The sequence below is a fragment of the Streptomyces sp. NPDC041122 genome (assembly GCF_055592445.1).
The window spans coordinates 191,514-215,707 of the sequence record NZ_JBVIYQ010000013.1; the positions used below are offsets into that span (position 1 = coordinate 191,514).

Here is a 24,194-nt window from a genome sequence, read left to right on the forward strand (position 1 = left end):
GGTGGGGCTTGGTAAGGCTTGGCTAAGTCTACGTGCGGGCGGGGCCGTCACCCTCGGCAGAATGGGTTCATGAGCTCACACACCCTGACCGTCGGCTTCGACCTCGACATGACCCTGATCGACTCCCGGCCCGGTATCAAGGCCGCCTACGAGGCGCTTTCCGCGCGGACGGGAACGTACGTCGACGCCGACCTGGCCGTGACGCGGCTCGGCCCGCCCCTGGAGGAGGAACTGCGGAACTGGTTTCCGGAGGAGAGGATCCGGGAGACGGGCGACCTCTACCGTGAGATCTACACCACACACGCGATCGAGCCGACGCTCGCGATGGCCGGGGCCCGCGAGGCCGTCGCCGCCGTCCACGCGCACGGCGGCCGCGCGATCGTGGTGACCGCCAAGCACGAGCCCAACGCCAAGCTGCACCTGTCGCACCTCGGCATCGAGGCCGACGCCGTCATCGGCTGGCTGTGGGCGGAGGCGAAGGCCGAGGCGCTGCGCGAGCACGACGCGTCGGTGTACGTCGGGGACCACACCGGTGACGTACGCGGTGCGCGTACGGCGGGCGCGCTGTCCGTCGCGGTGGCGACCGGACCGTGCGACGCAGCGGAACTGCGCGCGGCGGGCGCGGACGTGGTCCTCGGCGGCCTCGCGGAGTTCCCGGCCTGGCTCGACGCGTACGTGGCGCGGGGCGCCGCCGGCTAGTCCGCCGCCCGGCCGGTTCGCGTCGTGAGGTGTGCCGTCAGCCGGTATTGGAGCGTGCCTGGCGTCGCTGGGAGGCGATGCCGCGGAGCACGCCGGCCCCGGCGATGAGGAAGCCGACGCCCATCAGCATGCACACCGCGTACGCGATGGACGGAAAGGGGTCGGTGCCCAGGAACAGCGGGGCCACCGTGACCAGTGTGGCCACGGCTCCGACGAAGAAGACGATTGCTCCGGTCCGGACCATTCCATCGCCCGGTCCGGCGGAATTCGCTTGGGTTTTGTCACGCACCCCACCAGGGTAGTTCCCAGCGCGAAGGAAGAATCCGGGGACGTCTTGTCACCGGCCCCCGGACCAATAGTCTTGGTTCCGGCGGGTCGAGCGACCCGCTGTAGTGCTATCCAGAGCCGTTTTCGCTCCGCCGTACCGGACGGGCGGAACCGGCACAGACGAGTACGACGAGTACGAGGACGAGGACTTCACGTGCCTACCGGCAAGGTCAAGTGGTTCAACAGCGAGAAGGGCTTCGGCTTTCTCTCCCGCGACGACGGCGGCGACGTCTTCGTGCACTCCTCAGTACTGCCCGCCGACGTCGACACACTCAAGCCCGGCCAGCGCGTGGAATTCGGCGTCGTCGCCGGGCAACGCGGTGATCAGGCCCTTTCCGTGGCGATTCTCGACCCGACCCCTTCGGTGGCGGCCGCGCAGCGCCGTAAACCCGATGAACTCGCCTCGATCGTCCAGGATTTGACGACCCTGCTCGAAAACATCACGCCGATGCTGGAGAAGGGCCGCTACCCCGACAAGGCGTCCGGCGCGAAGATCGCGGGCCTGCTGCGGGCGGTCGCGGACCAGCTGGACGTGTGACGCGCGCCGTGTGACGTGCGGCGCGCTCCTCCCGCCGGGAGGCGCGCACGTTCCCGGCGGGAGAACCGCTCGAATGTCGCTGGGACGTCCCTAGGGGAACGCCAGCGCGTCGGGGCCGAGGGGCGGGACGAGTCCCTCGGCCGCGGCACGCGTGAGGAGCCCCCGCACCGCCGCGTAGCCGTCCTCGCCGAGGTCGGCCGTGAACTCGTTGACGTACAGACCGATGTGCTGGTCCGCCACGGCGGGGTCCATCTCCTGGGCGTGCGCCAGGACGTACGGGCGGGAGGCCTCCGGGTCCTCCCACGCCATGCGGACCGACGCGCGGGCCGACTCGGCGAGCCGCTCCAGCGCCGCCGCGCCGAGGCTCCGCTTCGCGATGATCGCGCCCAGCGGGATGGGCAGGCCCGTCGTGGCCTCCCAGTGCTCACCCATGTCGGCGAGGCGGTGCAGGCCGTAGTTCTGGTACGTGAAGCGCGCCTCGTGGATCACCAGGCCCGCGTCGACCTTGCCGTCGCGCACCGCCGGCATGATCTGGTCGAAGGGCAGCACCACGATCTCGCCCACGCCGCCGTCGGACAGCGTGTCCGCCGCCCACAGCCGGAAGAGCAGGTACGCCGTCGACTTCTCGCTCGGCACGGCGACCGTCCGGCCCGTGAGGTCGACGCCCGGTTCCCGGGTGAGGACCAGCGGACCGCAGCCGCGGCCGAGGGCGCCGCCGCAGGGCAGCAGCGCGTACTCGTCCAGGACGTACGGCAGCACGGCGTACGAGACCTTCAGGACGTCCAGGTCCGGCGAGCCGGCCAGGTCCCCGGGGGCCGAGGAGTGGGCGGCCGCGGCGCGCTCCGCGATGCCGTTGGTGATGTCGATGTCCGCGAACGTCACGTCCAGCTCGGGGGCGCCGGGCACCCTGCCGTGCGCCCACGCGTCGAAGACGAACGTGTCGTTGGGGCAGGGGGAGTACGCGATGCGGAGGGGGCTGGGGGCGGGTTCGGCTCCGGGGCCGGGGGTGGAGCTGGGGACGGGGGTGGCGTCGGGGGTTTCGCCGTTCGCGGGGTTCAGGGGGTCAGGCGTGGGTGTCATGTGTGTTCCAACTCCTCAGGACCGGCGCGCACTTCCCGAACGCGTCGCTCAGCGCGGCCAGCGCGTCGGCGATCCGCCAGGCGGCGCGGTCGCGCGGGCCGACGGGGTTGGAGACCGCGCGGATCTCCAGGACCGGCAGGCCGTGCAGGGCCGCCGCCTCGGCGACGCCGAATCCCTCCATCGCCTCGGCGAGGGCCCGCGGGTGGCGTCGCCGCAGTTCGGCTGCGCGGTCGGCGGAGCCGGTCACGGTGGAGACGGTCAGGACGGTGCCGGTTGCCGCGGTGGCGGTGGCGGTGGTTGTGGTGTCGGTTGCCGCGGTGTCGGTGCCCGCGGTGCCGGTTGTCGTGGCGCAGGCCTCGACCAGCTTCCGTACGAGCGCGGGCGGCGGGCGGTGCGTGATCGCGCCGAAGCCGAGCTCGGTGACGGGGGCGAAGCCTTCGGGGGTCTCGGCGCCCAGGTCGGCGACCGTGATCTCGTCGGCGATGATCAGGGAGCCGACGGGGGCGTCGGGTGCGAAGCCGCCGCCGATGCCCGCCGAGACGACGAGGCCGTAGGGGTGGCCGGTGGCCGCGGCGCGGGCGAGTGCGGTCGCCGTGCCCGCCGCGGCCGCGGCCGGGCCCACGCCCACGGCCAGCACGTCGATGACCGGGCCGCCGCCCCTGGCCGACGTCGTCAGCGCTCGGGCCACCGCGTCCCGTTCGGCGGGGACGGCGGTGGCGACGAGGACGCGCGGGGAGTGCACGGGGGCGGTGTGCGGGGCGTGCCGGGCGTGCGGGGCGCTCTTGTGCGGGGTGTCCGTGGTCAGGAGTCCTTCTCGAACTTGAACGACCACAGGCCCGTGGCCTTCGTCCCGGAGCCCTTGCCGCCCTCGAGGAGGCTGACGGTCGACTTGCTGCCGCCACCGCCGTACTGCTGGTTGAAGAAGACGCTGCCGGGGATGACGACGTACGTCTTCTTGCTGGCCTCGGTCAGCGGCTGACCGTTCATCAGCAGGGTCCAGCCCTTGTCGGCGATCTTGGGGTCGACGCCGAAGCGGACCTTCTCGTCGGGGTCGACCTTGATGGTCTTGACGTCCTTGTCCTGCAGGCAGGGCTTCAGCTGCGACGTCTCCAGCTCCTTGCCGTCGTTGTAGCAGGAGGCTTCGGTGTGCACCGAGTCGCCGCCGACCGTCACGGTGGCCAGCGGCGTCGGCTTGTCACAGGCGGAGAGGGCGAGGAGTCCGGCGGAGACGGCGCCAAGCGCGGCCACGGTGCGGCGGCGGCGCGCCGCGCGGTTCACATTCGCGGCTCCGCCGCGGAGCAGGGAGGTCATGGGCGAAGGCTATCGGGCGCGTCGGGGGGTGCTGTTACGCGGGGGTCGCGGGCGTGCCGTGGCGTGGGCGGCTGCGCTTCGGGGTGGGGTGCGTTTTGGGGTGTGCGCGGTGAGGGGAGGGGGGTGGGCTGGTGTTGTGTGGCGGGTGGCGGTTCTGGTCGGCAGGGGTGTGGGGGTGGCGGGGCCGTGGGGGTATGTGCGTACTCGCCATCCCTGCGCCGCGCCGCACGGACATGGGCGCCAGTGTGGGCTCGGTGCTCCGTTCGCACATACCCCCACGTCCCCTCCCGGCCGCTTTCGGCCGTCGGTCGTGGTGGCGTCTCACTTCACCCGGGAACGGTGGGGGCCGGTGCGGTGGGAGGAGGTGAGGAGGCCCCGGGCCGTCGACAGCCAGCCGATGGCCACGATCGCCGCCGCCACCGAGAGGCCCAGGGGGCCGATGAGGGGCAGGACGATGCCGATGCCGCCGCCCAGTACCCAGGCCATCTGGAGCAGCGTCTCCGAACGGGCGAAGGCGGAGGTGCGGACCTGTTCGGGTACGTCCCGTTGGAGCAGGGCGTCCAGGGAGAGCTTGGAGAGGGCCTGCGCGAAGCCGGCGCAGGCGCCCAGGCAGGCGACGCCGACCGCGCTGAAGAACAGGGCGGCCGTCACGGCGACGCCCAGGACCACGGCGACGACGGTCACGATGATGACCTCCGGCGCCCGTGACTTCAGCCAGGCGCCGACGGCCGTGCCCAGGGCGTTTCCCGCGCCCGCCGAGACGCCCACTATGCCGAGGGAGACCGCGGCGCTCTGGCCCGCGAGCGGGTGCTCGCGGAGGAGGAAGGCGAGGAAGAAGATCAGGAAGCCGGAGAGGCAGCGCAGGGCGGCGTTGGCGACCAGGGCGTGGGTGACGGCGGGGCCGACGGTGCGCAGGCCCATGCGGCGTTTGCGGGTGGTGTCCCCGGCGGCTTCGGCGCGGGCGTGCAGATGCAGGTGCTCCTCGTCGGCGGCGAGCAGCGCCTTGCTCTCGCCCTTGGACGAGTCGACCTTTCGCGGCAGCGAGAAGGAGAGGAACATGCCGGAGATGAAGATCACGAAGGCGCCGTAGAGCGGCCAGCGCGGTCCGAGCGCCTGCAGTCCCGCGCCCGCGGGTGCCGCGACGGCGGTGGCGAGAAGGCCGCCGAGGGTGACCCGCGAGTTGGCCTTGACCAGGGAGAAGCCGAGCGGCAGGAGCCGCGGTACGACGGCGCTTCTGACCACGCCGTACGCCTTCGAGGCGACGAGCACGCCGAGCGCGGCCGGGTACAGCTCGACGCTGCCGGTCGCGACGGCGCCCGAGAGGACCAGGGCGAGCAGGGCGCGGGCCAGCATCGCGCCCGCCATCGCGGCGCGGCGGCCGTGCGGGAGGCGGTCCAGGAGGGGGCCGATGACGGGGGCGAGGAGGGTGAACGGCGCCATGGTGATGGCGAGGTAGAGGGCGACGCGGCCGCGGGCCTCGTCGGTCGGCACCGAGAAGAAGACGGTGGAGGCGAGGGCGACGGTGATCATGACGTCGCCGGCGCCGTTCACCGCGTGCAGTTCGATCAGCTTGCCGAGGCCCGACTCGCCCGCTCCGTGGGCGTGGGTGACCTTGCGGATGCCGCGGGCCGTGCCGGTGAACGGGAGGTGCAGGGCGCGGCCCAGCGCGCGGGCGGTCCGCCTCGCCGGGCCCGGCGAGACGGTTCCTACGGACATCGACCTGGTGGGGGCCACTCCGTCATAGTGCCCTGTTGGGGGGCGGCTATCGCGAATACTGGCTGTGAGCCGTGGCGAACCTCTCCGCCGCTCCGCGCCGGGCCTTGTCCGCGCCGGTTGCCCCGCCCCGCAACCGCCCTTCTCCTCCGGCTCCCGGCACCGGGTGGGCGCCCTCCGCCGCTCCGCGGCGGCCCTTCCGGCTCCCGGCACCGGGCTGCGGGTCTGCTTCGCCGCTCCGCGGCGGGTTGCCCGCCCGCCCACCCGTTTGCCCCGCGACGCCGGGTGGGCGCCCTCCGCCGCTCCGCGGCGGCCCCTCTGGCTCCCGGCACCGGGATGTGGCCCTGCGTCGCCACTCCGCGGCGGGTTGTCCGCCCGCCCACCCGTTTGCGTGGGGTGTGAGATGGGCGGGTGGGTGGGGAAAACGCCGCGGAGCGGCGGCGCGTGAGGGGTTCGGGGCCGGGGGAGGTGGCGCGGAGAGGGGCCACCGACGCACCCCCCGGAGGACGGCTCGGGACGCGACGACGTACGTCGGTGTAGGCCCAGGGGCCAGGAGAAGGTAGCGTGCGTAGCGCGCCGCGGCGGTTGTTCCTGGCCGCGCGCCTCTCGGTCATCCCGCAGAATGGGTGACGTAGGTGCGCCCGGGAACGTCGGGCGCGGACGTTGACGCGGCCCTCTGGTCCGCTCCGCCCGCTCTCCCGCGTAAGGGTGGCGCACTCGTGAGACGGCGTAGGAGAGAAGCGATACTTGTGAGCGCAGCGACAACGCGAAGCCGTACCCCGCGCACCCCGCGTACCCCGGACCGCCTGTGCGCCGAGGCGGTCGGCCTGGCGCGTGCCGCGGCCGAGGAGGCCGCCGCGCCCGGAGTGGTCGGCGAGCATGTCGAAGTCGTCGTCGAGGGCGACCGCGTCGTCACGCACCTCTTCGAGTGCAAGGAATTCGGTTACCGCGGCTGGCGCTGGGCGGTGACGGTCGCCCGTGCCTCGCGGGCGAAGGTCGTCACGCTCGACGAGACGGTGCTGCTGCCGGGCCCCGACGCGCTCCTCGCCCCCGAGTGGGTGCCGTGGAGCGAGCGGCTCCGGCCGGGCGACATGGGGCCGGGCGACCTGCTGCCGACGGACGCGGAGGATCTGCGCCTCGAGCCCGGTTACTCGGGCGAGGAGGAGCCGCCGCCGAACTCCGTGGTGTCGCAGGAGATGGCCGAGCTCGTCGAGGCGGAGGACGCCGAGGTCACCGCGGGCCCGCCCGCGGAGCTGCCGGTGCCGCCGGCGCGGGGCTCGATCGCGGCGGTCGCCGAAGAGCTGGGCATGCGGCGGGCGCGGGTGCTGTCGCGCTACGGCCTGCATGTGGCCGCGGACCGCTGGGACGAGGTGCACGGCGCGAAGACGGCGATGGCGCAGGCGGCGCCGGCGGCGTGCGTCAGCTGTGGCTTCCTCGTACGGATCGGCGGTTCGCTCGGTCAGGCGTTCGGTATCTGCGCCAATGAGTTCGGGCCCGCGGACGGGCAGGTCGTGTCGTTGTCGTACGGGTGCGGCGGGCACTCGGAGGCGGCGGTCATGCCGAAGCCGCCGCGGCCGGCGCCGCCGGTCCTGGACGAGACCCGGGTGGACGTACTGCCGCTGCGGCCCGCGGCGGACTCCGGTTCGGTGAGCGCGGCGGGTCCGAGCGAGGACCTCGGCCACTCGTAGTTCCGGCAACGGGTGACGGTTCCATCCGGCACTGTCCGGCGCCCGGCACGCACGGTTCCGCTCCGGCACCCGGGCCGCTCAGGCCTCCGAACGCCCCTCGCCGGGCGACGGACCCGGCGACCCGCCCGCCACGGGTTGCCTCTGTTCACGGTGCACGGACGCCGCTCGCCGGGCTGATGCGCGCCCTCGGGGCCCGGAACTCGGCCGGTGCGCGCCCCTCGTGGGGGTGATGGTGGCCGCCTTTCGGTGTCCGGTGGGGCCGGGCCCCGGTCGGCGCGGGCCACGCCCGGCCGCGGTGCGTGCGCGCCGCTCGCGGGCCGGCGTTCGTCCGCCTTCAGCGGTCCCGTAGCCCGGCTTGAGCTCCACGGGGTGGTGGCGGATTCGTCCTCGTGTCCGGTGTGGCCCGGGCTCGGGTGGTGCGGGGCCGGCCTGATCGGGGTGCGCACGCGCTTGCGGGTGCCGTGGGATCGTCCGAGGGCCCGTCGTACGTCCGCCGGCACCGGTGTGTGCACCCGCCACCGGGGCACCCGTGCCGCCGCCCGATCCGCCTGCCCCGGGGCGCCCGCCCCCGGCGAGCGGTCCGGCCGAGACGCACCGGCCAGGCCTCCGCCAGGCCACCGCACCCGCGCCCCGCCCCAACCCGGGCACGCCCCCCCCGCCGAGCGCCCCCGCGCCCCGTTCACCCACCCTTCGCCGCCGAGCGGGGCCTCCCGGGTGAACCGCCAAGCACCCCCGAGCCCCCGCCGCTCGCCCCGTCACCCTCCGCCGCCTGGCGGGACCCGCATCGCGAACCGCCGAGCACCCCCCGCACCTCCTCACCCTTCACCGCCCAGCGGGCCGGGGCGGTGTGGGCGAGGGGAGTGGGTGGGTCCCCGTACTCTTCGTAGGACCAAGACCGGGTGACCGACCGGGAACGATCCGGCGGGGGCCTCGCGCCCTGCCGGGCGGGGCCGTCGCGGGGGCCGGATCGTGTGGGCGACGCAGAGGAGAGAGACGACCGTGAGCAAGAACGTGTGGCCGGCGGCCGAGGGTACCGACCCCTTCGGCACCGCCCGCCTCCGCCGCGGAGTCCTCGACGCGTGGGCGGCGGCCCCGGCCCGGTTCCGGGAGGACGCCAACGCCGAGGAGGACCTCGCCCTCGGCGGCTACCGCGACCGGCTCGTGGTCGAGCTCGCCCAGAACGCCTCCGACGCCGCCGCCCGCGCGGGCGTCCCCGGACGGCTCGCCCTGACGCTGCGCGACGGCGTCCTCGCCGCCGCGAACCGCGGCGCCCCGCTGGACGCCGCCGGCGTCGAGTCCCTCTCGACCCTGCGCGCCTCCGCGAAGCGGGAGGAGACCGCCGAGCAACAGCGGCACAGCGTCGGCCGGTTCGGGGTGGGTTTCGCCGCCGTGCTCGCGGTCAGTGACGAGCCCGCCGTGGTCGGCCGGACCGGTGGCGTCCGCTGGTCGCTCTCCGAGGCCCGTGAACTGGCCGCGGAAACCGCCCGGTTCAGCCCCGGCCTCGGCGACGAGGTCCGTCGCAGGGACGGTCACGTCCCGCTGCTGCGGCTCCCGCTGGCCGCCGAGGGCACCGCGCCCGAGGGCTACGACACCGTCGTCATCCTGCCGCTCCGCGACGCCGCCGCCGAGGATCTGGTCGCCCGGCTCCTGGACGGCGTCGACGACGCGCTGCTGCTCGCCCTGCCCGGCCTCGACGAGGTGAGCGTCGAGACCCCGGACGGCGCCGTGCGCACCCTGCGCCGCCGCACCGAGGCCCCGTACACCGTCGTCGAGGACAGCCGGGACGGCACGACGCGGTGGCGGACCGTCAGCCGGCAGGGCCCCCTGGAGCCCGCGCTGCTCAAGGACCGGCCGGTCGAGGAGCGGCTGCGGCCCCACTGGTCCGTCACCTGGGCGGTCCCGGCGGGCCCCGACGGCGCCCCCGTGAAGCCCCGCACCACCCCGGTCGTGCACGCGCCGACGCCGAGCGACGAGCCGCTCGGCGTACCGGCGTTGCTCATCGCCTCGTTCCCGCTCGACACCGCGCGGCGGCACGCGGCGCCCGGGCCGCTCACCGACTTCCTCGTGCGGTGCGCGGCGGAGGCGTACGTCGAGCTGCTCGCCGCGTGGCGGCCCGTGGCCGAGGAGATCATCTCCCTGGTGCCCGGGCCGCTGGGGCGCAGCGAGCTGGACGGGGCGCTCCGGCAGGCCGTTCTCGAACTGCTGCCCCGCACCGCCTTCCTGCCGCCCGCCCTGCCGCCCGCCCTGCCGCGCGGCAAGGACGGCGGCACGGGCGGCGACGCCTACGGCAGCGAGGACGGCGATGCGTACGCCGACGAGGGCGACGCGCTGCCCGAGGCGCTCCGGCCGCGGGACGCGGAGGTCGTGGAGGGGGCCGGCGCCGACACCGTGCGGGTGCTCGCCGAGGTGCTGCCGAGTCTGCTGCCCGCCGGGCTCGAACGCCGTGCCGAGCTGCGCACCCTGGGCGTCGCCCGGGTGCCGCTCACCGAGGCGATCGACCGGCTCGCGGGTTTGGAGCGGGAGCCCGGCTGGTGGCGGCGGCTGTACGACACGCTGGCCGGGGTGGACCCGGACCGGCTGTCGGGGCTGCCGGTGCCGCTGGCGGGGGACACGCCCCGGACGCGTACGACGATCGGGCCCCGGCAGGTACTGCTGCCCGCCTCGGGCGACGAGCGCGACCCCGCCGCCCTGGCGCGGCTCGGTCTGAAGGTCGCCCACCCGGACGCGGTGCACCCGCTTCTGGAGAAGCTCGGCGCGCTGCCGGCCACGCCCCGTGCGGTCCTGACGACGCCGCAGGTGCGGGCCGCGGTCGCCGCCTCGCTCGACGACGACACCTGGGACGAGGAGGCGCTGGACGCCGAGGAGTTGGCGGACGTCGTCCTCACCCTGGTGCGGGACGCGAACCTCGCCCCTGGCGACGAGCCGTGGCTCGGCGCGCTCGCCCTGCCCGACGAGGAGGGCGAGTTGGCGCCCGCCGGTGAGCTGGTGCTGCCCGGCAGCCCCTTCGCGCAGGTCATGCGGGAGGACGAACTCGCCTTCGTCGACGAGGAGCTGGCCGCTCGCTGGGGCGAGCAGCCGCTCGCCGCGTGCGGGGTGCTCGCCACGTTCGCCCTCGTACGGGCCACCGATGTCGTCCTCGATCCCGACGAACTGGAGCCGCGCGAGGGCGACTTCGCGGAGCCGGACGACGCGGGGCTGCTCGACGCCGTGGACGTGTGGTGCGAGGACGTGCTCGACCGGCTGCCCGACACGCCGGTGCCGCCGGTCGCCACGGAGATCGTCGCGGTGCGGGACCTCGACCTGGTCGACGACGACTGCTGGCCGCAGGCCCTTGCGATGCTGTCGCGCCCGCCGCTGCGGGACGCGCTGACGCAGCCGCTGCGGGTGCTGCTGCCGGACGGGACGACGGAGACCGTGCGGTCGTACGCGGCGTGGTGGCTGCGCGGCCATCCGGTGCTCGACGGCCGCAGGCCCGCCGGGCTGCGGGCGGAGGGCGGCGATCCGTTGCTGGCGGGCCTGTACGACGCGGCCGACGCCTCCGGGTTCGGCGACGAGCAGGTGCTGCGGGCGCTGGGTGTACGGACGTCCGTCGGCGCCCTCTTGGAGGAGCCGGGCGGCGCGGCCGAGCTCCTCGACCGGCTCGCGGACCCGGAGCGTACGGTCTCCGCGCCCCAACTGCACGCCCTGTACGGGGCGCTGGCCGACCTCGACCCGGAGCAGGTGACCCTGCCGGACGAGCTGCGCGCGGTGGTGGACGGCGAGGTCGTGGTGGTCGACGCGGCGGACGCGGTGGTCGCCGACGCCCCGGACCTGCTGCCGCTGGCGGGCGGGGTGGCGCTGCTGCCGGTGCAGCCGGGCCGGGCGGGGGATCTGGCCGAGCTGTTCCAGGTGCGGCGGCTGAGCGAGACGGCGGCGGTGGAGCCGTCGGGTGAGGGCGTCGAGCACGAGGTCCCGGAGCCGGTGCGGATCCTGCTGGGCCCGTCGGCCCCTTCGACGTACGTCGAGTACGACGAACTGGTCGCGGGCGGCGTGGAACTGGACTGGCGCCGCACCCCGGACGGCGTGGTGCACGCGGCGACGCTGGAGGGCGTGGCGGCGGGCCTGGCCTGGGCCGCGGGTCAGTGGCCGCGGCGCTTCGAGGTGGCGGCGCTGCTGGAAGATCCTTCACGGACGGGGGAGTTGGCGCGGGACCGCTGGTTCGACTGACGGTTCGCCGGCTCCAGCGGGGCGGTTGTCGCGAAGCGCTGGCTCGACCGCCCGTCGAATGCGGCCGGTGGGGCACGCCATCATCCCCACCTCCCGATTGCCGGCTGCACCAGGTCTACGACGCGGACGCCGAATCAGCAGCCCTCTCCACCGCTTCGAAAATGTCCGCATCGGTCTCCCGCTGCCACGGGGGAAGCTCGGGCCAGTCGGCGACGTAGGCGGGCTTGGGGTCGCCGAAGTGCAGGTACATCTGCGCGGTCCACGCGGTGGCGACGAACCGGCTCTTCTGCTCGCGCGACAGTCGCGTCGCATGTCCTTCGGACAGGGCGAGGAGCTGGGCGACCTGGTCGAAGACCGCGCCGGCCGCAGCGCGTTCCCAGTCCGGGGTGTCTTCCCACGGGGTGATGTAGGAGGCTTTGGGGTCGCCGGGGAAGTGCTTGAGCACTCCGGCGATCCACGCCTCGCGGAAGACCTGCCCACCGTCGATGTCACTCACGACGTCCACCCTTCGCTGCTCGGCCAACCGGTCAGCGCACCGATGCGGGCGTCGAGTTCGGCGACTCTGCGATCTCCGGACAGTGACGCGTAGGCGGTGCGCAGCGCGCCGAGTCTACGAGCCACGTATCCGGAACAGGACTCACGGGCCAACTTCAGGGCCTCGCCTGCGTAGGTGGTGAGCTGCTCGACGTCACGGCGTCTGGCACCGATCGCCGCGAGGTCGGTGAGGACGGCGCCGCGCCTGCGCGGGGCGAGGCCCGGTGCGAGAGCGTCGAGTCGCAGGGCGGCTTCCCCTTCCGGGGATGCCTCGTTCACTACGAAGCACCGGAGATCTCCGCGCACCTCCTCGACCACGGGTGGGCCACGCCTACGCGGGCCGGTGACGTGTATGCGCTCGGTGCGAGCCTGATGATGGCTGCCACCGGCCGTCGCGCCGTCAGCTACCCCGATCACGCCGACCGGCCCGAACAACGCGCCGCGATCGTCCGGGGCAACCGCCGCTCGGTGAATGTGAAGGGCCCGCTGCGGCTGCTCATCGAGCAGATGCTCCGCCGTGCCCCAGAGCGGCGCCCCGCCATCGCGCACATCGTCCGCACGCTGGAGACGCTCTCACCGCTACGGATTCATCCCTGACGGAAACCGGATGCCCACCACCCGCGACGCCCGCGCGACCTGTTTCTGGGAGGCCGCGCCCAGAAGCGAACGGCCCCGCGCGGAGTCGGCACGGGGCCGCTGGTTCGACTGACGGTTCCTCCTCGGGTGGCTGTGAGCCCTTGTGTCCCCGTTGTGCTTGATCCAATACTTTGAGTAAGGTTCAGGCCAAGGGGAAATTCGGGTTGACCACCCGAGTTCCATGGAATCCATGTGGGTGGGGGAACAATGCGCGCACCGTGTGGTGGGCAGACCGTGGGGGCCGGGCGGAGAGCGCCGGCCGCCGCGCCGGGCACCGGAGAGATCCGATGAAGTCTCTCCTCGCGCAGATCGCCGTGATCCTGATCGTTTTCCTCGGCCTGCTGGTCGTGCTGGGGTCGGGGGTCGGCATGCTCGAACTCCTGCTGTGGGCGGCCGCGCAGGCCGCGCTCATCACGTACGCGATCCGGCGCTACCGCCGGTCCGCGCGCGTCTCCGGCGCCTGATCCGGGGTTCGTCTGCTGCGACGGGTCCCTCTGCCGTGCGGCGGGGGCACCCGTCGGCCCCCGTTCCCGCGAGGTCACGAGCTCTCCGTACTTTTCACACTCTGCGTACAACCATTGGCCAGGGATGTGGGTCTGATCTTGCGAGTCAACAGACTCCTAGATCACTGGGGCCCGCGTGACGGCGTGCAACGCACCGCGGGCCCCCTTCTCCACTTGGGGAAACACATGCGCATCCGTGCCACCGTGGCCGCACTGTCCGGCACCCTGGCCCTTTCCGCACTCGCCGTCCCGGCCGCTCAGGCCGCCGACGGTCCGTCCGCCGCTCCGCAGCTCGCCGCCTCCGTCGCCAAGGTCGCGCAGGGTGCCGACACCCGCGCCGACGCCGGCGTCGGAACCCGCGCCGCCGCGGGCACCGCCAAGATCACCAAGGTCTCCGTCAACGGTGGCAAGGACGTGGCGATCGGCACCACCGAGAAGAAGAAGTTCAAGGTCTCCGTCACCGCGACCGCCCCGTCGGGCATCGCGGCGGGCAGCGCCTTCATCTGGCACGGCCCGGACAAGAACCACGCCGACGCCGTCCTCGCCCCCGAGGACTTCGAGGGCACGTGCGTGGCCGTGAACGCGACCACCTCGACCTGCACCGTCACCGTCGTCGCCGACCCGAAGATCGACATCTTCGCGAACACCGCGGCCGGCGGCGGCTGGAAGGTCTTCGCCAACGTGGGGGCCAACGACGGGACCGGGGCCGGCGTCGAGGACGCCAAGGCCGACGCCGGCGTCCTGCGCGCCGCCCGCCTCACCACCAACGCCTCCCCCGAGCCCGTCAAGAAGGGCAAGACCCTCACGGTCACCGGCGCCCTGACCCGCGCCAACTGGGAGACCTCGAAGTACGCCGGCTACACCCAGCAGAGCGTCAAGCTGCAGTACAAGAAGAAGGGTGCCAGCAGCTACACCACCCTCAAGACGGTCAAGTCCGACACCAAGGGCAACCTGAAGACCACGGTGAAGGCCTCCGCCGACGGCTCCTTCCGGTACGTCTTCGCCGGTACGTCCACCACCCCGGCCGTGACCTCCACCAGCGACTTCGTCGACGTCCGCTAGTCCGCCGCTACGCCGGGAAGCGGCGGTCCACCCAGCGGTAGACGAGCTCCACGGCCAGTGAGGCCACCGCCGCGATCGCGACCGCCGCCCACGGCATCGTCGTGCCCACCAGCTTCAGCTGGAAGAAGTCCTGGAGCCAGGGCACGGTCAGCACGAGCAGGAAGCCGAGACCCATCGCGCCGATCAGACCGACCCGCCACCACGTGTAGGGGCGGGCGATGATCGCGAGCACCCACATGGCGATCAGGAACAGCGCCAGCGTGGCCGCGCTGGTCTCGGCCTCCCGCGCGCCCGCGCCGTCGTAGTGGTGCCGGGCCAGCAGGTACGTGACGAAGGTGGCGACGCCCGCGATCACGCCGCCCGGGATCGCGTACCGCATCACCCTGCGCACGAAGTGCGGTTTCGCCCGCTCCTTGTTGGGCGCGAGCGCGAGGAAGAACGCCGGGACGCCGATGGTGAGGGTGGACAGCAGCGTCAGGTGGCGCGGCAGGAAGAGGTACTCGACCTGTGCGCAGACCACGAGCAGCGCGATGACCACCGAGTAGACGGTCTTCACCAGGAACAGCGTGGCGACACGGGTGATGTTGCCGATGACCCGGCGGCCCTCCGCGACCACCGACGGCAGCGTCGCGAAGCTGTTGTTGAGCAGCACGATCTGCGCGACCGCGCGGGTCGCCTCCGAGCCCGAGCCCATCGAGACGCCGATGTCGGCGTCCTTGAGGGCGAGGACGTCGTTGACGCCGTCACCGGTCATCGCGACCGTGTGCCCGTGCGACTGGAGCGCGCCCACCATGTCGCGCTTCTGCTGCGGGGTGACCCGGCCGAAGACCGTGTGGTCGTCCAGCGCCTGCGCCATCCCGTCCCGTTCGGCGGGCAGCTTGCGGGCGTCCACGGTGTTGTCCGCGCCGGGCAGCCCGAGCTTGCCCGCGACCGCGCCCACCGAGACCGCGTTGTCGCCGGAGATGACCTTGGCCGCGACGTCCTGCTCCGCGAAGTAGCGCAGGGTGTCGGCGGCGTCGGGGCGCAGCCGCTGCTCCAGGACGACCAGGGCGCTCGCCCGCGCTCCCGCGGCCACGTCCGGGGCGTCGAGGTCGCCGGACGCGCGGGCGAGCAGCAGCACGCGCAGGCCCTGCTGGTTGAGCTCCTCGATCTCGCCGAGGGAGGGGTCGCCGTCGGGCAGCAGTACGTCGGGCGCGCCGAGGAGCCAGGTGGAGGTGGTGCCGTCGCCCTCGCTGAAGGAGGCGCCGCTGTACTTGCGGGCCGAGGAGAAGGGGAGCGACTCGGTGCAGCGCCACTCCTCGCTGTCGGGGTAGGCGTCGATGATCGCCTGGAGCGAGGCGTTGGGGCGCGGGTCGGACTCGCCGAGGGCGCCGAGGACGGTGCGGACACGGCTCTCGTCGTCGTCGCCCAGCGGGCGCACCTCGGTGACGTCCATGCCGCCCTCGGTGAGGGTGCCGGTCTTGTCGAGGCAGACCGTGTCGACGCGGGCGAGCCCCTCGATGGCGGGGAGTTCCTGGACGAGGCACTGCTGGCGGCCCAGCCGGATCACGCCGATCGCGAAGGCCACGGAGGTCAGCAGGACCAGGCCCTCGGGGATCATGGGGACGATCCCGCCGACCGTGTAGGCGATGGACTCCTTGAAGTTGTCGTCCTTGACGACGAGCTGGGAGATCACCAGGCCGATGGAGGTCGGGATCATCAGCCACGTCACGTACTTGAGGATCGTGGAGATGCCCGAGCGCAGCTCGGAGTGGACGAGGGTGAAGCGCGACGCCTCCTCGGCGAGCTGCGCGGCGTACGCCTCGCGGCCGACGCGGGTGGCGGTGAACGCGCCGCCGCCCGCGACGACGAAGGAGCCGGACATCATCCTGTCGCCGGGCTTCTTGATGACCGGGTCCGCCTCACCGGTCAGCAGCGACTCGTCGACCTCCAGGCTGTCGGCCTCCACGGTCTCGCCGTCGACCGGGATCTTGTCGCCGGGGCCGAGCTCCACCAGGTCGCCGAGGACGATCTCCGAGGTGGAGACCTCGGCGGCGGTGCCGTCGCGCCGTACGGTCGGTTTGGCCTCCCCTATGACGGCCAGCGAGTCCAGGGTCTTCTTGGCGCGCCACTCCTGGATGATGCCGATGCCGGTGTTGGCGACGATCACGAAGCCGAAGAGGCTGTCCTGGATCGGCGCGACGAAGAGCATGATCACCCAGAGCACGCCGATGATCGCGTTGAAGCGGGTGAAGACGTTGGCCCGGACGATCTCGCCGAGCGAGCGCGAGCTGCGCACGGGGACGTCGTTGACCTCGCCGCGGGCGACCCGCTCGGCGACCTCCGCCGCCGTCAGTCCGGTGGCCCGGTCGGCCCGGCCCGCCGGGACCGGCACCGGGTGGACCGGGTCGAGTTCTGCGCCCGCGTCGATATGCGTCATGCATTCGACGGTAAGGGCGGTCTTGCGGCTTCACCCCTCGAGTGCCCGAAAGATCCGACTCCGGTAGGACGTGGTCGGTCCCGTGGTCGTACGGCGTACTGCGGACGCAGGACGTCCGGCCCCCGGGGGACCGGGACCTTCGGCCCTACTGCCGCGGCGCGACTACCGCGCCCGCGGTCACTGCTGCGCCTGCGCCGCCTTCGCCCGCTTGATCGCCGCGTCCCGCGTGCGGACGTACCAGATGCCGATGAGGCCGAGGCCGGCGCCGGCCAGGCAGGTCCACACCCACCAGGTCGCGTCGCGGTCGTCGAACCAGCCGTAGAACGGGAGCTGGACCAGGAAGAGGACGAACCAGAGGATCGTGCCGCCGGTGATGGTGGCGACCACGGGGCCCTCCAGGGGCTCCGGCGCCTCGTGCTTGGGGGTCCACTTCGCCATGGGGACAGCTTACGAGGCGGCGCCGGGGCGGCGTACACCCGTTGCGCGCGTGGGGTCTACGCGCGGAGATAGCGATTTCTCTCTCATGTATTCATACTGAAACGGCTCGTTAATGGCCGATTGCTTTCGTACGAATGAACAAGTCGAACCGAAATCGGCGCCGAACGATCTTCCCCATCTCTGAGTCCACGAGGTCCCGCATGCCTTCCTCGGCCACCGCCCCGGTCGACGCCAGCAAAGAGCCGCCGAAGCCCCCGAAGAACGGGCTCGACGGTTTCTTCAAGATCTCCGAGCGGGGTTCGACCCTGGCCCGTGAGGTCCGCGGCGGCTTCGCCACCTTCTTCGCGATGGCCTACATCGTCGTGCTGAACCCGATCATCCTGGGCAGCGCCAAGGACATGTACGGGCATCAGCTCGACAACAAGCAGCTGGTCACCGCGACCGTGCTGACCGCGGCCTTCACCACGCTCCTGATGGGCGTCATCGGCAACGTCCCGATCGCGCTCGCCGCCGGCCTCGGCGTGAACACCGTCGTCGCCCTCCAGCTCGCGCCCCGCATGTCGTGGCCGGACGCGATGGGCATGGTCGTCCTCGCCGGCCTCGTGGTCATGCTGCTCGTCGCGACCGGGCTGCGGGAACGCGTGATGAGCGCGGTGCCGCTGGGCCTGCGCAAGGGCATCGCGATCGGCATCGGCCTGTTCATCATGCTGATCGGCCTCGTCGACTCCGGCTTCGTCTCGCGCATGCCGGACGCCGCGCACACCACCGTCCCGCTCCAGCTCGGCGGCGACGGACACCTCAACGGCTGGCCCGTCCTGGTCTTCGTGCTCGGCGTGCTGCTCACCCTGGCGCTGCTGGTGCGCAAGGTGCCGGGCGCGATCCTGCTCAGCATCGTCGTCATGACGGTCGTCGCGATGATCATTCACTCCGCCGCGGGCCTCCCGTCCGAGTCCTGGGGCCTGACCAGCCCCCAGTGGCCCGGCAACCCCGTCTCCACCCCGGACTTCGGGCTCGTCGGACAGATCAGCCTCTTCGGCGGCTTCGAGAAGGTCGGCGTCCTGACCGGCGTCCTCTTCGTCTTCACCGTGCTGCTCTCGTGCTTCTTCGACGCGATGGGCACGATCATGGGCATCGGCGACGAGGCGGGGCTGACGGACTCCCGCGGCAACATGCCCGGCATCAACAAGGTGCTCTTCGTCGACGGCATCGCGGTCGCCGCGGGCGGCGCCTCGTCCTCCTCCGCCACCACCTGCTTCGTGGAGTCCACGGCGGGCGTCGGCGAGGGCGCCCGTACGGGCTTCGCGAACGTCGTCACCGGCGGGCTCTTCGCCGTCGCGCTCTTCCTCACGCCCCTCGCCACGATGGTGCCGTCCCAGGCGGCCACGCCCGCGCTGCTCGCGGTGGGCTTCCTGATCCTCTCCGGCTCCATCCGGCAGATCGACTGGGCCGACTACACGATCGCGATCCCGGCGTTCGTGACGATGCTGATGATGCCGTTCACGTACTCCATCACCAACGGCATCGGCATGGGCTTCATCACCTTCACCGTGCTGCGGCTGGCCGCCGGGCGCGGCCGCGAGGTGCCGGTCGCGATGTACGCGGTGTCGGCCGTGTTCGCCTTCTACTACCTGATGCCGGCGCTGAACCTCACGTAGCCGCCGGGGGCGCCGTCCGCGGGGCGGTCACGCGGCCCCGTAGAACTTCTCCGTCTCCCCGTAGAACCTCGCCGTCTCCTCGACGGACGTCTTGAACCGTTCGTCGAAGTCGTCCCGAATGAGCGTCCGGACCACATAGTCCTGGACGCTCATTCCTCTTTTGGCCGCGTGCTGTCGGAGCCGGTCGAGCAGCTCACCGTCTATGCGCAGGCTGAGCACTGGCGATCCCATGCGTGTCAGGGTCACGGCGCCCCGCCGCCGGTGCGTCACATTCCGAAGTCACCTCACTCGTTCGGGTGACGAAATGGTTCGGCGTGAGTCAGCAGGGAATCCGAGTGGTCCTTAGCTAGGGTAATGAGTTACGCTAACGAACATGCCGGACCTCTCCCATGGCGACGACGCCGCCGCCGTGAACGCCTTGCGCTCCGCTGTGATGCGCCTGTCCCGTCGACTCAAGCACCAGCGCGTCGACGAGTCGCTGAGCCCCACCGAGATGTCGGTGCTCGGCACCCTTGCCCGCTGCGGCTCCGCCACCCCGGGCGAACTCGCCCGCAAGGAGCACGTGCAGCCGCCGTCGATGACCCGCATCGTCGCCCTGCTCGAGGCGAAGGGACTGGTCCGTCTCGAACCTCACCCCGAGGACCGCCGCCAGAAGGTGGTGACCCAGACCGAGACGGCCGAGGCCATGCTCGAGGAGAGCCGCCGCAAGCGGAACGCCTGGCTGGCCGGTCTGGCCGCCGAGCTCGACGAGGACGAGTGGGCGCGTCTGCGCGCCGCCGCTCCCGTCCTGGAGAAGCTCGCGCACCTGTAGTCCCGCGGCGCCCCGCGGGACGCGCCAGCAGCCCCGCGGAACCCCGCGGGCACTCCCGCGGACCGCGGGAGCCGTACCGACGCCCAAGGAGGCGAACCTACTTTGAGTACGGGATCCGGAGCAGACTCCGCCCCCGCACCAACCGCCCTCGACCAGTCCGCCCGCCCCCGTAAAGCCTCGATGTTCAGCTCGCTGAAGATCCGCAACTACCGGCTCTTCGCGTCCGGGGCGGTCATCTCCAACACCGGCACCTGGATGGCCCGGATCACCCAGGACTGGCTGGTCCTGAGCCTGACCGGATCCTCCGCGGCCGTCGGCATCACCACGGCCATGCAGTTCCTGCCGATGCTGCTGTTCGGTCTGTACGGCGGTGTGATCGCGGACCGCTTCGCCAAGCGGAACCTGCTCTTCGTCACCCAGGGCGCGATGAGCCTCAGCGGGCTCTTCCTCGCCGCCCTCACGCTCAGCGGCAACGTCCAGGTCTGGCACGTCTACTTCGCGGCGTTCTTCACCGGTCTCGTGACCGTCGTCGACAACCCGACGCGGCAGTCCTTCGTGTCCGAGATGGTCGGCCCCGACCAGGTCCGCAACGCCGTTTCGCTGAACTCCGCCAACTTCCAGTCCGCGCGTCTCATCGGTCCCGCGGTGGCGAGCGCGCTGACCGCGGCGGTCGGGCCCGGCTGGGCGTTCCTCGCCAACGGCCTGTCCTTCCTCGCGCCGCTCACCGGTCTGCTGCTGATGCGCACGGCCGAGCTGCACCGCACGCCGCGCAGGCCGCGCGGCAAGGGGCAGCTGCGGGAGGGCCTGAACTACGTCTCGAAGAACCCCGAGCTGATCTGGCCGATCGTCCTCGTCGGCTTCATCGGCACCTTCGGCTTCAACTTCCCGATCTGGCTGAGCGCCTTCGCGGACGACATCTTCCACGGCGGCGTGGGGATGTACGGGCTGTTCAACACCCTGATGGCGGTCGGCTCGCTGGTCGGCGCGCTGCTCGCGGCCCGGCGCGGCAGCTCCCGGCTGCGGTTCCTGGTGGGAGCGGCCGTCGCCTTCGGCGTGCTGCAGATCGTGGCCGCGGTCGCGCCGGAGTACTGGATGTTCGTCGCGCTGATCGTGCCGATGGGCATCCTCGGCCTGACGGTGAACGTCACCGCCAACTCCTCGGTGCAGATGGCCACGGACCCCGAGATGCGGGGCCGCGTCATGTCGCTGTTCATGATGGTCTTCACCGGCGGCACCCCGCTGGGCGGCCCGCTCTTCGGCTGGCTGGCCGACGCGTACGGCGTCCGCGTGAGCATGGCCCTGGGCGGCCTGATCTGCGCCCTGGCCGCGGCCGGCGTCGGCCTGATGCTGGCCCGCGCGGCGGACCTCCGCCTGAAGGTGGACCTGCGCCGGGGCCGGCGGCACGTGCAGTTCGTGCCGAGGGAACGGGAGCTGGCGACGGCGGCCTGACGCCCGCGGGCCGGCTGCGGCGGGCCGGAACGGCTGGACCGTGCCGCCCGCCGCGGGTGAGGCGCCTCAGACGCGACGGGCCAGCACCTGGCCCGGCCAGGTGCCGTCCGGGCCCGCGAAGGGGACGGTCCGTTCGAAGCCGTTGCTCTCGTAGTACGCGATGAGCTTGCCGTCGTCGCCCGCGTAGCAGTCGACCCGGAGCAGGGACATGCCCTGTCTGCGGGTCTCCTCGGCCGCGTGCGCGAGCAGCGCGCGGCCCACGCCGCGGCCGGCGTGGCGGCGGTGGTCGGCGGCCAGCAGGTGGACGTAGCGCTCGGGTTCGTCGGCCCGCGGGATGATGTCGCCGCCGGGCCCGTCCGTGAGCGTCACCGTGCCCACCACCTCGCCGTCGATCTCGGCGATCCAGGGCTCGCCCGTCGTCAGGTACTTCTCGATCATCGCGACGGCCTTGGGATTGGCGGACCAGGGCTTGGTGCCCCACTGGCCCGTGCGGCCCTGCGCGACGAGCCACTCCACCGCCCCGTCGAAGAGGGCGGTGACGGCGGGGATGTCGTCGGGGCCGCCCCTCCTGATCCGCACCGGTGCCATGTCGATGTTCATGTCATTCATGCGCGGAGGCTAGCGTCACCCTCCATGAGACTCTTCGCCGCGGTCCTCCCTCCCGACTCCGCCACCTCCGAACTGGCCGCCGCGGCCCACGCGTTGAAGCAGCTGCCGGGCGCCGGCGAGCTGCGCTGGACGGCCCGCGACAGCTGGCACTTCACGCTCGCCTTCATGGCGGACGTCGACGAGGCGACCGTGCCGGACCTCGCCGCCCGCCTGGAGCGGGCCGCGCACCGCACACCGCCCTTCTCCCTCGCCCTGCGCGGCAGCGGGCACTTCGGGGAGCGGGCGCTGTGGGCGGGCGCCACGGGCGACGTGGAGGCGCTGCGGCTGCTCGCCCGGCGGGCGGACGCGGCGGCGCGCAAGGCGGGCATCGCGATGGAGGAGCACCGGCACTACCGCCCGCACCTGACGCTCGCCCGGGGCCGCGGCGAGAGGGATCTCGGGCCGTACGTGGACGCGCTGGCCTCCTTCGAGGGCACCGCGTGGACCGTGGGTGAGCTGACGCTGGTCCGCAGCGATCTGCCGCGCGGCGGGGTGCCGGGGGAGCGGCCGCGGTACGAGGCGGTCGGGCGCTGGGTACTGGGAGGCGGCGCGGGGGCACGGGGTGGCGCGGGGGCGCCGGGCGGCGCCGGTTAACCTCGACGGTGTGGACCCGAAAACCAGAAACCGGATCATGGCCGGTGTGCTCGTGCTGATGTTCGTCGTGGTGGCGGTGGCGGCCGCGGTCGGCGGTTAGGACCGGTAGGCCCCCGGCCGACGCGGGCCGCCCCGCTCATCTCCCGTACGAGCCCGCCGGGTGCTGTCTCCCGCCGGGAATCACCAGGCGAACGACTCCGGCGACGGGCCGGGGCCCGGGAAGATCTCGTCCAGCGCTTCGAGCAGCTCCGCGGAGAGTTCCAGCTCGACGGCGCGCAGCGCGGAGTCGAGCTGTCCGGCGGTGCGCGGGCCGACGATCGGCGCGGTGACGCCGGGCCGCGTCAGCAGCCAGGCCAGCGCGACCTCGCCGGGCTCCAGGCCGTGCTTGTCCAGCAGGTCCTCGTACGCCTGGACCTGCGCGCGGACCTCCGGCTTGGCGAGCTCGGCGGCGGCGCGTCCGCCGCTGCGCCGGGCGCCCTCCTGCTTCTTCAGCGCGCCGCCGAGCAGCCCGCCGTGCAGCGGCGACCAGGGGATGACGCCGAGGCCGTACTCCTGGGCGGCGGGGATGACCTCCATCTCGGCGTCGCGCGCGGCGAGGTTGTAGAGGCACTGCTCGCTGACGAGGCCGTAGCCGCCGCGCCGCGCGGCCGTCTCGTTGGCCTGGGCGATCTTGTAGCCGGGGAAGTTGGAGGATCCGGCGTAGAGGATCTTGCCCTGCTGGACCAGGACGTCGACGGCCTGCCAGATCTCCTCGAACGGGGTGTGCCGGTCGATGTGGTGGAACTGGTAGATGTCGATGTAGTCGGTCTGCAGCCGCTTCAGCGAGGCCTCGACGGCGCGGCGGATGTTGAGCGCGGAGAGCCGCTCGTGGTTGGGCCAGGCGGGCTCCTCCTGGGGAGCCATCTTCCCGTACACCTTGGTGGCGAGCACGACCTTGTCGCGCCGCTCGCCGCCCTGCGTGAACCAGGTGCCGATGATCTCCTCGGTACGGCCCTTGCCGGCGCCCTGGCCGTAGACGTTGGCGGTGTCGAAGTAGTTGACGCCCGCGTCGAGCGCGGTGTCCATGAGCGAGTGGCTGTCGGGTTCGTTGGTGAAAGGCCCGAAGTTCATGGTGCCGAGCGTGAGCCGGCTGACCTTGAGCCCTGTGCGTCCCAGCTGCGTGTACTTCATGGGGCCCCAGCCAAGGGGGTGGAGTGGGCTCTAGGCAAGGGGGAGCGGTGGTGCGGACGGGCGGGTCAGTCGTGGGGGAAGCCGTCGGTCTTGAGGACGAGGTCGAGAACGGTGCCGGTCAGGTCGATCTCCTCGCCGAAGTCGGACTTCGACTCCGTGCGGTACTCGCCGTCCTTGGGGTCGGTGTAGACGTGGCAGCGGGCCTGGTAGGGGTCGGCGACGAGGTACACGGGAACCCCGGCTGCGGCGTACGCGGCCTTCTTCGGGCCGTAGTCGTTCAGGCCGGTGCCCCGGGAGATGACTTCGGCGACGAACTCGACGTCTCGGTACTGCCAGCGGCCTTCCCGGTTCGGCTCAGCGCCGTCCTTCAGCTTCGCGAGGTCGGGGCAGAAGCCGTTCTGGTCGCCGGGGAAATCAATGCGTACATCCGTCATCAGCAGGGTGTCCCGGCCGAACCTGTCGTCCACCGCGTAAAGCACCCTCCGGATGATCTGCCAGTGCACGTTCCGCTGCGGCACCATGGAGACAGCCCCCTCGACGACCTCTGCCTTGATTCCTTCGGGGACCATCCGCTCGATGAGCTCGAACCACCGGTCCAAGTCCCATTCGACGTCGTTGTCGGCCATCTCGATCCTGTCGGTCTCTACGACGGTCATCGTGGCGCTCCTCCCCGGCCGCCCCCGGTCGAGTACGGCCGCGCGGTACAACGATAC

24 protein-coding genes are annotated in these 24,194 nt (G+C 72.5%); 11 read left to right on the plus strand and 13 right to left on the minus strand.

The features are described from left to right. Positions 1-69: 69 nt before the first annotated feature. Positions 70-699, plus strand: a complete 630-nt coding sequence (locus tag ACZ6B8_RS36940) for an HAD family hydrolase (RefSeq protein WP_471087961.1) — start codon at positions 70-72, stop codon at positions 697-699. A gap of 37 nt (positions 700-736) precedes the next feature. On the opposite strand, the gene ACZ6B8_RS36945 is transcribed toward ACZ6B8_RS36940, so the two are convergent. Then, on the minus strand, positions 737-988 hold the full coding sequence (locus ACZ6B8_RS36945; protein ID WP_471610068.1) for a hypothetical protein: 252 nt from the start codon (positions 986-988) through the stop codon (positions 737-739). Between the two features lie 192 nt (positions 989-1,180). Between ACZ6B8_RS36945 and ACZ6B8_RS36950 the strand changes: the two genes are divergently transcribed. After that, positions 1,181-1,564 (plus strand): cold-shock protein, encoded by a 384-nt coding sequence (locus ACZ6B8_RS36950; protein WP_469251846.1) that lies wholly within the window; start codon positions 1,181-1,183, stop codon positions 1,562-1,564. Between the two features lie 90 nt (positions 1,565-1,654). Here ACZ6B8_RS36950 and ACZ6B8_RS36955 read toward each other — a convergent pair whose 3' ends face one another. From ACZ6B8_RS36955 to ACZ6B8_RS36970, 4 genes are all read right to left on the minus strand, one after another. After that, positions 1,655-2,530 (minus strand): 1,4-dihydroxy-6-naphthoate synthase, encoded by an 876-nt coding sequence (locus tag ACZ6B8_RS36955; protein WP_471610101.1) that lies wholly within the window; start codon positions 2,528-2,530, stop codon positions 1,655-1,657. Positions 2,531-2,627: 97 nt separating this feature from the next. Continuing rightward, positions 2,628-3,476, minus strand: a complete 849-nt coding sequence (mqnB, locus tag ACZ6B8_RS36960) for a futalosine hydrolase (protein ID WP_471610069.1) — start codon at positions 3,474-3,476, stop codon at positions 2,628-2,630. Further along, positions 3,446-3,955, minus strand: coding sequence for a DUF2771 domain-containing protein (locus ACZ6B8_RS36965; RefSeq protein WP_471087957.1), 510 nt, complete (start codon positions 3,953-3,955; stop codon positions 3,446-3,448). Before ACZ6B8_RS36965 ends, mqnB begins: the two co-directional genes overlap by 31 nt. Before the next feature lie 321 nt (positions 3,956-4,276). Further along, a complete protein-coding gene (locus ACZ6B8_RS36970; RefSeq protein WP_471610070.1) occupies positions 4,277-5,671 on the minus strand; it encodes an MFS transporter in 1,395 nt (464 codons plus the stop codon). 746 nt (positions 5,672-6,417) lie between these two features. Here ACZ6B8_RS36970 and ACZ6B8_RS36975 point away from each other — a divergent pair. Beyond that, positions 6,418-7,356, plus strand: coding sequence for a DUF3027 domain-containing protein (locus ACZ6B8_RS36975; RefSeq protein ID WP_471087953.1), 939 nt, complete (start codon positions 6,418-6,420; stop codon positions 7,354-7,356). A 999-nt stretch (positions 7,357-8,355) separates the two neighbouring features. Continuing rightward, positions 8,356-11,562, plus strand: a complete 3,207-nt coding sequence (locus tag ACZ6B8_RS36980; protein ID WP_471610071.1) for a sacsin N-terminal ATP-binding-like domain-containing protein — start codon at positions 8,356-8,358, stop codon at positions 11,560-11,562. A gap of 115 nt (positions 11,563-11,677) precedes the next feature. Here the strand turns inward: ACZ6B8_RS36980 and ACZ6B8_RS36985 are convergent, their stop codons facing one another. Together ACZ6B8_RS36985 and ACZ6B8_RS36990 are read right to left on the minus strand one after the other, a co-directional pair. Further along, positions 11,678-12,058 carry a hypothetical protein gene (locus tag ACZ6B8_RS36985; RefSeq protein WP_471610072.1) on the minus strand — a complete coding sequence of 127 codons (381 nt, stop codon included), beginning with the start codon at positions 12,056-12,058 and terminating at the stop codon, positions 11,678-11,680. Next, on the minus strand, positions 12,055-12,375 hold the full coding sequence (locus ACZ6B8_RS36990) for a hypothetical protein (RefSeq protein WP_471610073.1): 321 nt from the start codon (positions 12,373-12,375) through the stop codon (positions 12,055-12,057). Before ACZ6B8_RS36990 ends, ACZ6B8_RS36985 begins: the two co-directional genes overlap by 4 nt. 93 nt (positions 12,376-12,468) lie before the next feature. Between ACZ6B8_RS36990 and ACZ6B8_RS36995 the strand changes: the two genes are divergently transcribed. The 3 genes from ACZ6B8_RS36995 (at position 12,469) to ACZ6B8_RS37005 (ending at position 14,297) form a co-directional block, all read left to right on the plus strand. Next, positions 12,469-12,693 carry a hypothetical protein gene (locus tag ACZ6B8_RS36995; protein WP_471610074.1) on the plus strand — a complete coding sequence of 75 codons (225 nt, stop codon included), beginning with the start codon at positions 12,469-12,471 and terminating at the stop codon, positions 12,691-12,693. Positions 12,694-13,019: 326 nt separating this feature from the next. Next, positions 13,020-13,196, plus strand: coding sequence for a hypothetical protein (locus ACZ6B8_RS37000; protein WP_471087932.1), 177 nt, complete (start codon positions 13,020-13,022; stop codon positions 13,194-13,196). Positions 13,197-13,421: 225 nt separating this feature from the next. Then, positions 13,422-14,297 (plus strand): calcium-binding protein, encoded by an 876-nt coding sequence (locus ACZ6B8_RS37005; protein WP_471610075.1) that lies wholly within the window; start codon positions 13,422-13,424, stop codon positions 14,295-14,297. A gap of 7 nt (positions 14,298-14,304) precedes the next feature. Here ACZ6B8_RS37005 and ACZ6B8_RS37010 read toward each other — a convergent pair whose 3' ends face one another. Next, positions 14,305-16,716 (minus strand): HAD-IC family P-type ATPase, encoded by a 2,412-nt coding sequence (locus ACZ6B8_RS37010; RefSeq protein ID WP_471087925.1) that lies wholly within the window; start codon positions 16,714-16,716, stop codon positions 14,305-14,307. A 177-nt stretch (positions 16,717-16,893) separates the two neighbouring features. Next, positions 16,894-17,154 (minus strand): DUF2530 domain-containing protein, encoded by a 261-nt coding sequence (locus ACZ6B8_RS37015; RefSeq protein WP_471087922.1) that lies wholly within the window; start codon positions 17,152-17,154, stop codon positions 16,894-16,896. Positions 17,155-17,354: 200 nt separating this feature from the next. Here ACZ6B8_RS37015 and ACZ6B8_RS37020 point away from each other — a divergent pair, with 200 nt between their 5' ends. Next, positions 17,355-18,809 carry an NCS2 family permease gene (locus ACZ6B8_RS37020; RefSeq protein ID WP_471610076.1) on the plus strand — a complete coding sequence of 485 codons (1,455 nt, stop codon included), beginning with the start codon at positions 17,355-17,357 and terminating at the stop codon, positions 18,807-18,809. Positions 18,810-18,836: 27 nt separating this feature from the next. Here the strand turns inward: ACZ6B8_RS37020 and ACZ6B8_RS37025 are convergent, their stop codons facing one another. Continuing rightward, positions 18,837-19,040: a ribbon-helix-helix protein, CopG family gene (locus ACZ6B8_RS37025; protein ID WP_471087916.1), complete on the minus strand. Its 204-nt coding sequence runs from the start codon at positions 19,038-19,040 to the stop codon at positions 18,837-18,839. A gap of 142 nt (positions 19,041-19,182) precedes the next feature. Here ACZ6B8_RS37025 and ACZ6B8_RS37030 point away from each other — a divergent pair, with 142 nt between their 5' ends. Together ACZ6B8_RS37030 and ACZ6B8_RS37035 are read left to right on the plus strand one after the other, a co-directional pair. Continuing rightward, positions 19,183-19,620: a MarR family winged helix-turn-helix transcriptional regulator gene (locus ACZ6B8_RS37030; protein WP_471087913.1), complete on the plus strand. Its 438-nt coding sequence runs from the start codon at positions 19,183-19,185 to the stop codon at positions 19,618-19,620. A 102-nt stretch (positions 19,621-19,722) separates the two neighbouring features. Beyond that, on the plus strand, positions 19,723-21,069 hold the full coding sequence (locus tag ACZ6B8_RS37035) for an MFS transporter (RefSeq protein WP_471610077.1): 1,347 nt from the start codon (positions 19,723-19,725) through the stop codon (positions 21,067-21,069). 66 nt (positions 21,070-21,135) lie between these two features. Here the strand turns inward: ACZ6B8_RS37035 and ACZ6B8_RS37040 are convergent, their stop codons facing one another. Then, complete coding sequence (locus ACZ6B8_RS37040; RefSeq protein WP_471610078.1) at positions 21,136-21,678, minus strand: GNAT family N-acetyltransferase; 543 nt, start codon at positions 21,676-21,678, stop codon at positions 21,136-21,138. A gap of 24 nt (positions 21,679-21,702) precedes the next feature. Between ACZ6B8_RS37040 and thpR the strand changes: the two genes are divergently transcribed. Continuing rightward, positions 21,703-22,311 carry an RNA 2',3'-cyclic phosphodiesterase gene (gene thpR, locus ACZ6B8_RS37045; protein ID WP_471610079.1) on the plus strand — a complete coding sequence of 203 codons (609 nt, stop codon included), beginning with the start codon at positions 21,703-21,705 and terminating at the stop codon, positions 22,309-22,311. Between the two features lie 180 nt (positions 22,312-22,491). On the opposite strand, the gene ACZ6B8_RS37050 is transcribed toward thpR, so the two are convergent. Beyond that, positions 22,492-23,481, minus strand: a complete 990-nt coding sequence (locus ACZ6B8_RS37050; RefSeq protein WP_471087900.1) for an aldo/keto reductase — start codon at positions 23,479-23,481, stop codon at positions 22,492-22,494. A 65-nt stretch (positions 23,482-23,546) separates the two neighbouring features. Continuing rightward, the gene (locus ACZ6B8_RS37055; RefSeq protein WP_471610080.1) at positions 23,547-24,137 is read right to left on the minus strand and encodes a Uma2 family endonuclease; all 591 of its coding nucleotides are present in this window, start codon (positions 24,135-24,137) and stop codon (positions 23,547-23,549) included. Between the last annotated feature and the right edge of the window lie 57 nt (positions 24,138-24,194).

Coding starts and splice junctions, on each gene's coding strand:
- ACZ6B8_RS37050 (WP_471087900.1), bottom strand. CDS start 23,481: ATGAAGTACACGCAGCTGGGACGCACAGGGCTCAAGGTCAGCCGGCTC.
- thpR (WP_471610079.1), top strand. CDS start 21,703: ATGAGACTCTTCGCCGCGGTCCTCCCTCCCGACTCCGCCACCTCCGAA.
- ACZ6B8_RS37015 (WP_471087922.1), bottom strand. CDS start 17,154: ATGGCGAAGTGGACCCCCAAGCACGAGGCGCCGGAGCCCCTGGAGGGC.
- ACZ6B8_RS36995 (WP_471610074.1), top strand. CDS start 12,469: ATGATGGCTGCCACCGGCCGTCGCGCCGTCAGCTACCCCGATCACGCC.
- ACZ6B8_RS37055 (WP_471610080.1), bottom strand. CDS start 24,137: ATGACCGTCGTAGAGACCGACAGGATCGAGATGGCCGACAACGACGTC.
- ACZ6B8_RS37030 (WP_471087913.1), top strand. CDS start 19,183: ATGCCGGACCTCTCCCATGGCGACGACGCCGCCGCCGTGAACGCCTTG.
- ACZ6B8_RS37040 (WP_471610078.1), bottom strand. CDS start 21,678: ATGAATGACATGAACATCGACATGGCACCGGTGCGGATCAGGAGGGGC.
- ACZ6B8_RS37005 (WP_471610075.1), top strand. CDS start 13,422: ATGCGCATCCGTGCCACCGTGGCCGCACTGTCCGGCACCCTGGCCCTT.
- ACZ6B8_RS37020 (WP_471610076.1), top strand. CDS start 17,355: ATGCCTTCCTCGGCCACCGCCCCGGTCGACGCCAGCAAAGAGCCGCCG.
- ACZ6B8_RS36970 (WP_471610070.1), bottom strand. CDS start 5,671: ATGTCCGTAGGAACCGTCTCGCCGGGCCCGGCGAGGCGGACCGCCCGC.
- ACZ6B8_RS37025 (WP_471087916.1), bottom strand. CDS start 19,040: ATGGGATCGCCAGTGCTCAGCCTGCGCATAGACGGTGAGCTGCTCGAC.
- ACZ6B8_RS36940 (WP_471087961.1), top strand. CDS start 70: ATGAGCTCACACACCCTGACCGTCGGCTTCGACCTCGACATGACCCTG.
- ACZ6B8_RS36965 (WP_471087957.1), bottom strand. CDS start 3,955: ATGACCTCCCTGCTCCGCGGCGGAGCCGCGAATGTGAACCGCGCGGCG.
- ACZ6B8_RS37010 (WP_471087925.1), bottom strand. CDS start 16,716: ATGACGCATATCGACGCGGGCGCAGAACTCGACCCGGTCCACCCGGTG.
- ACZ6B8_RS37000 (WP_471087932.1), top strand. CDS start 13,020: ATGAAGTCTCTCCTCGCGCAGATCGCCGTGATCCTGATCGTTTTCCTC.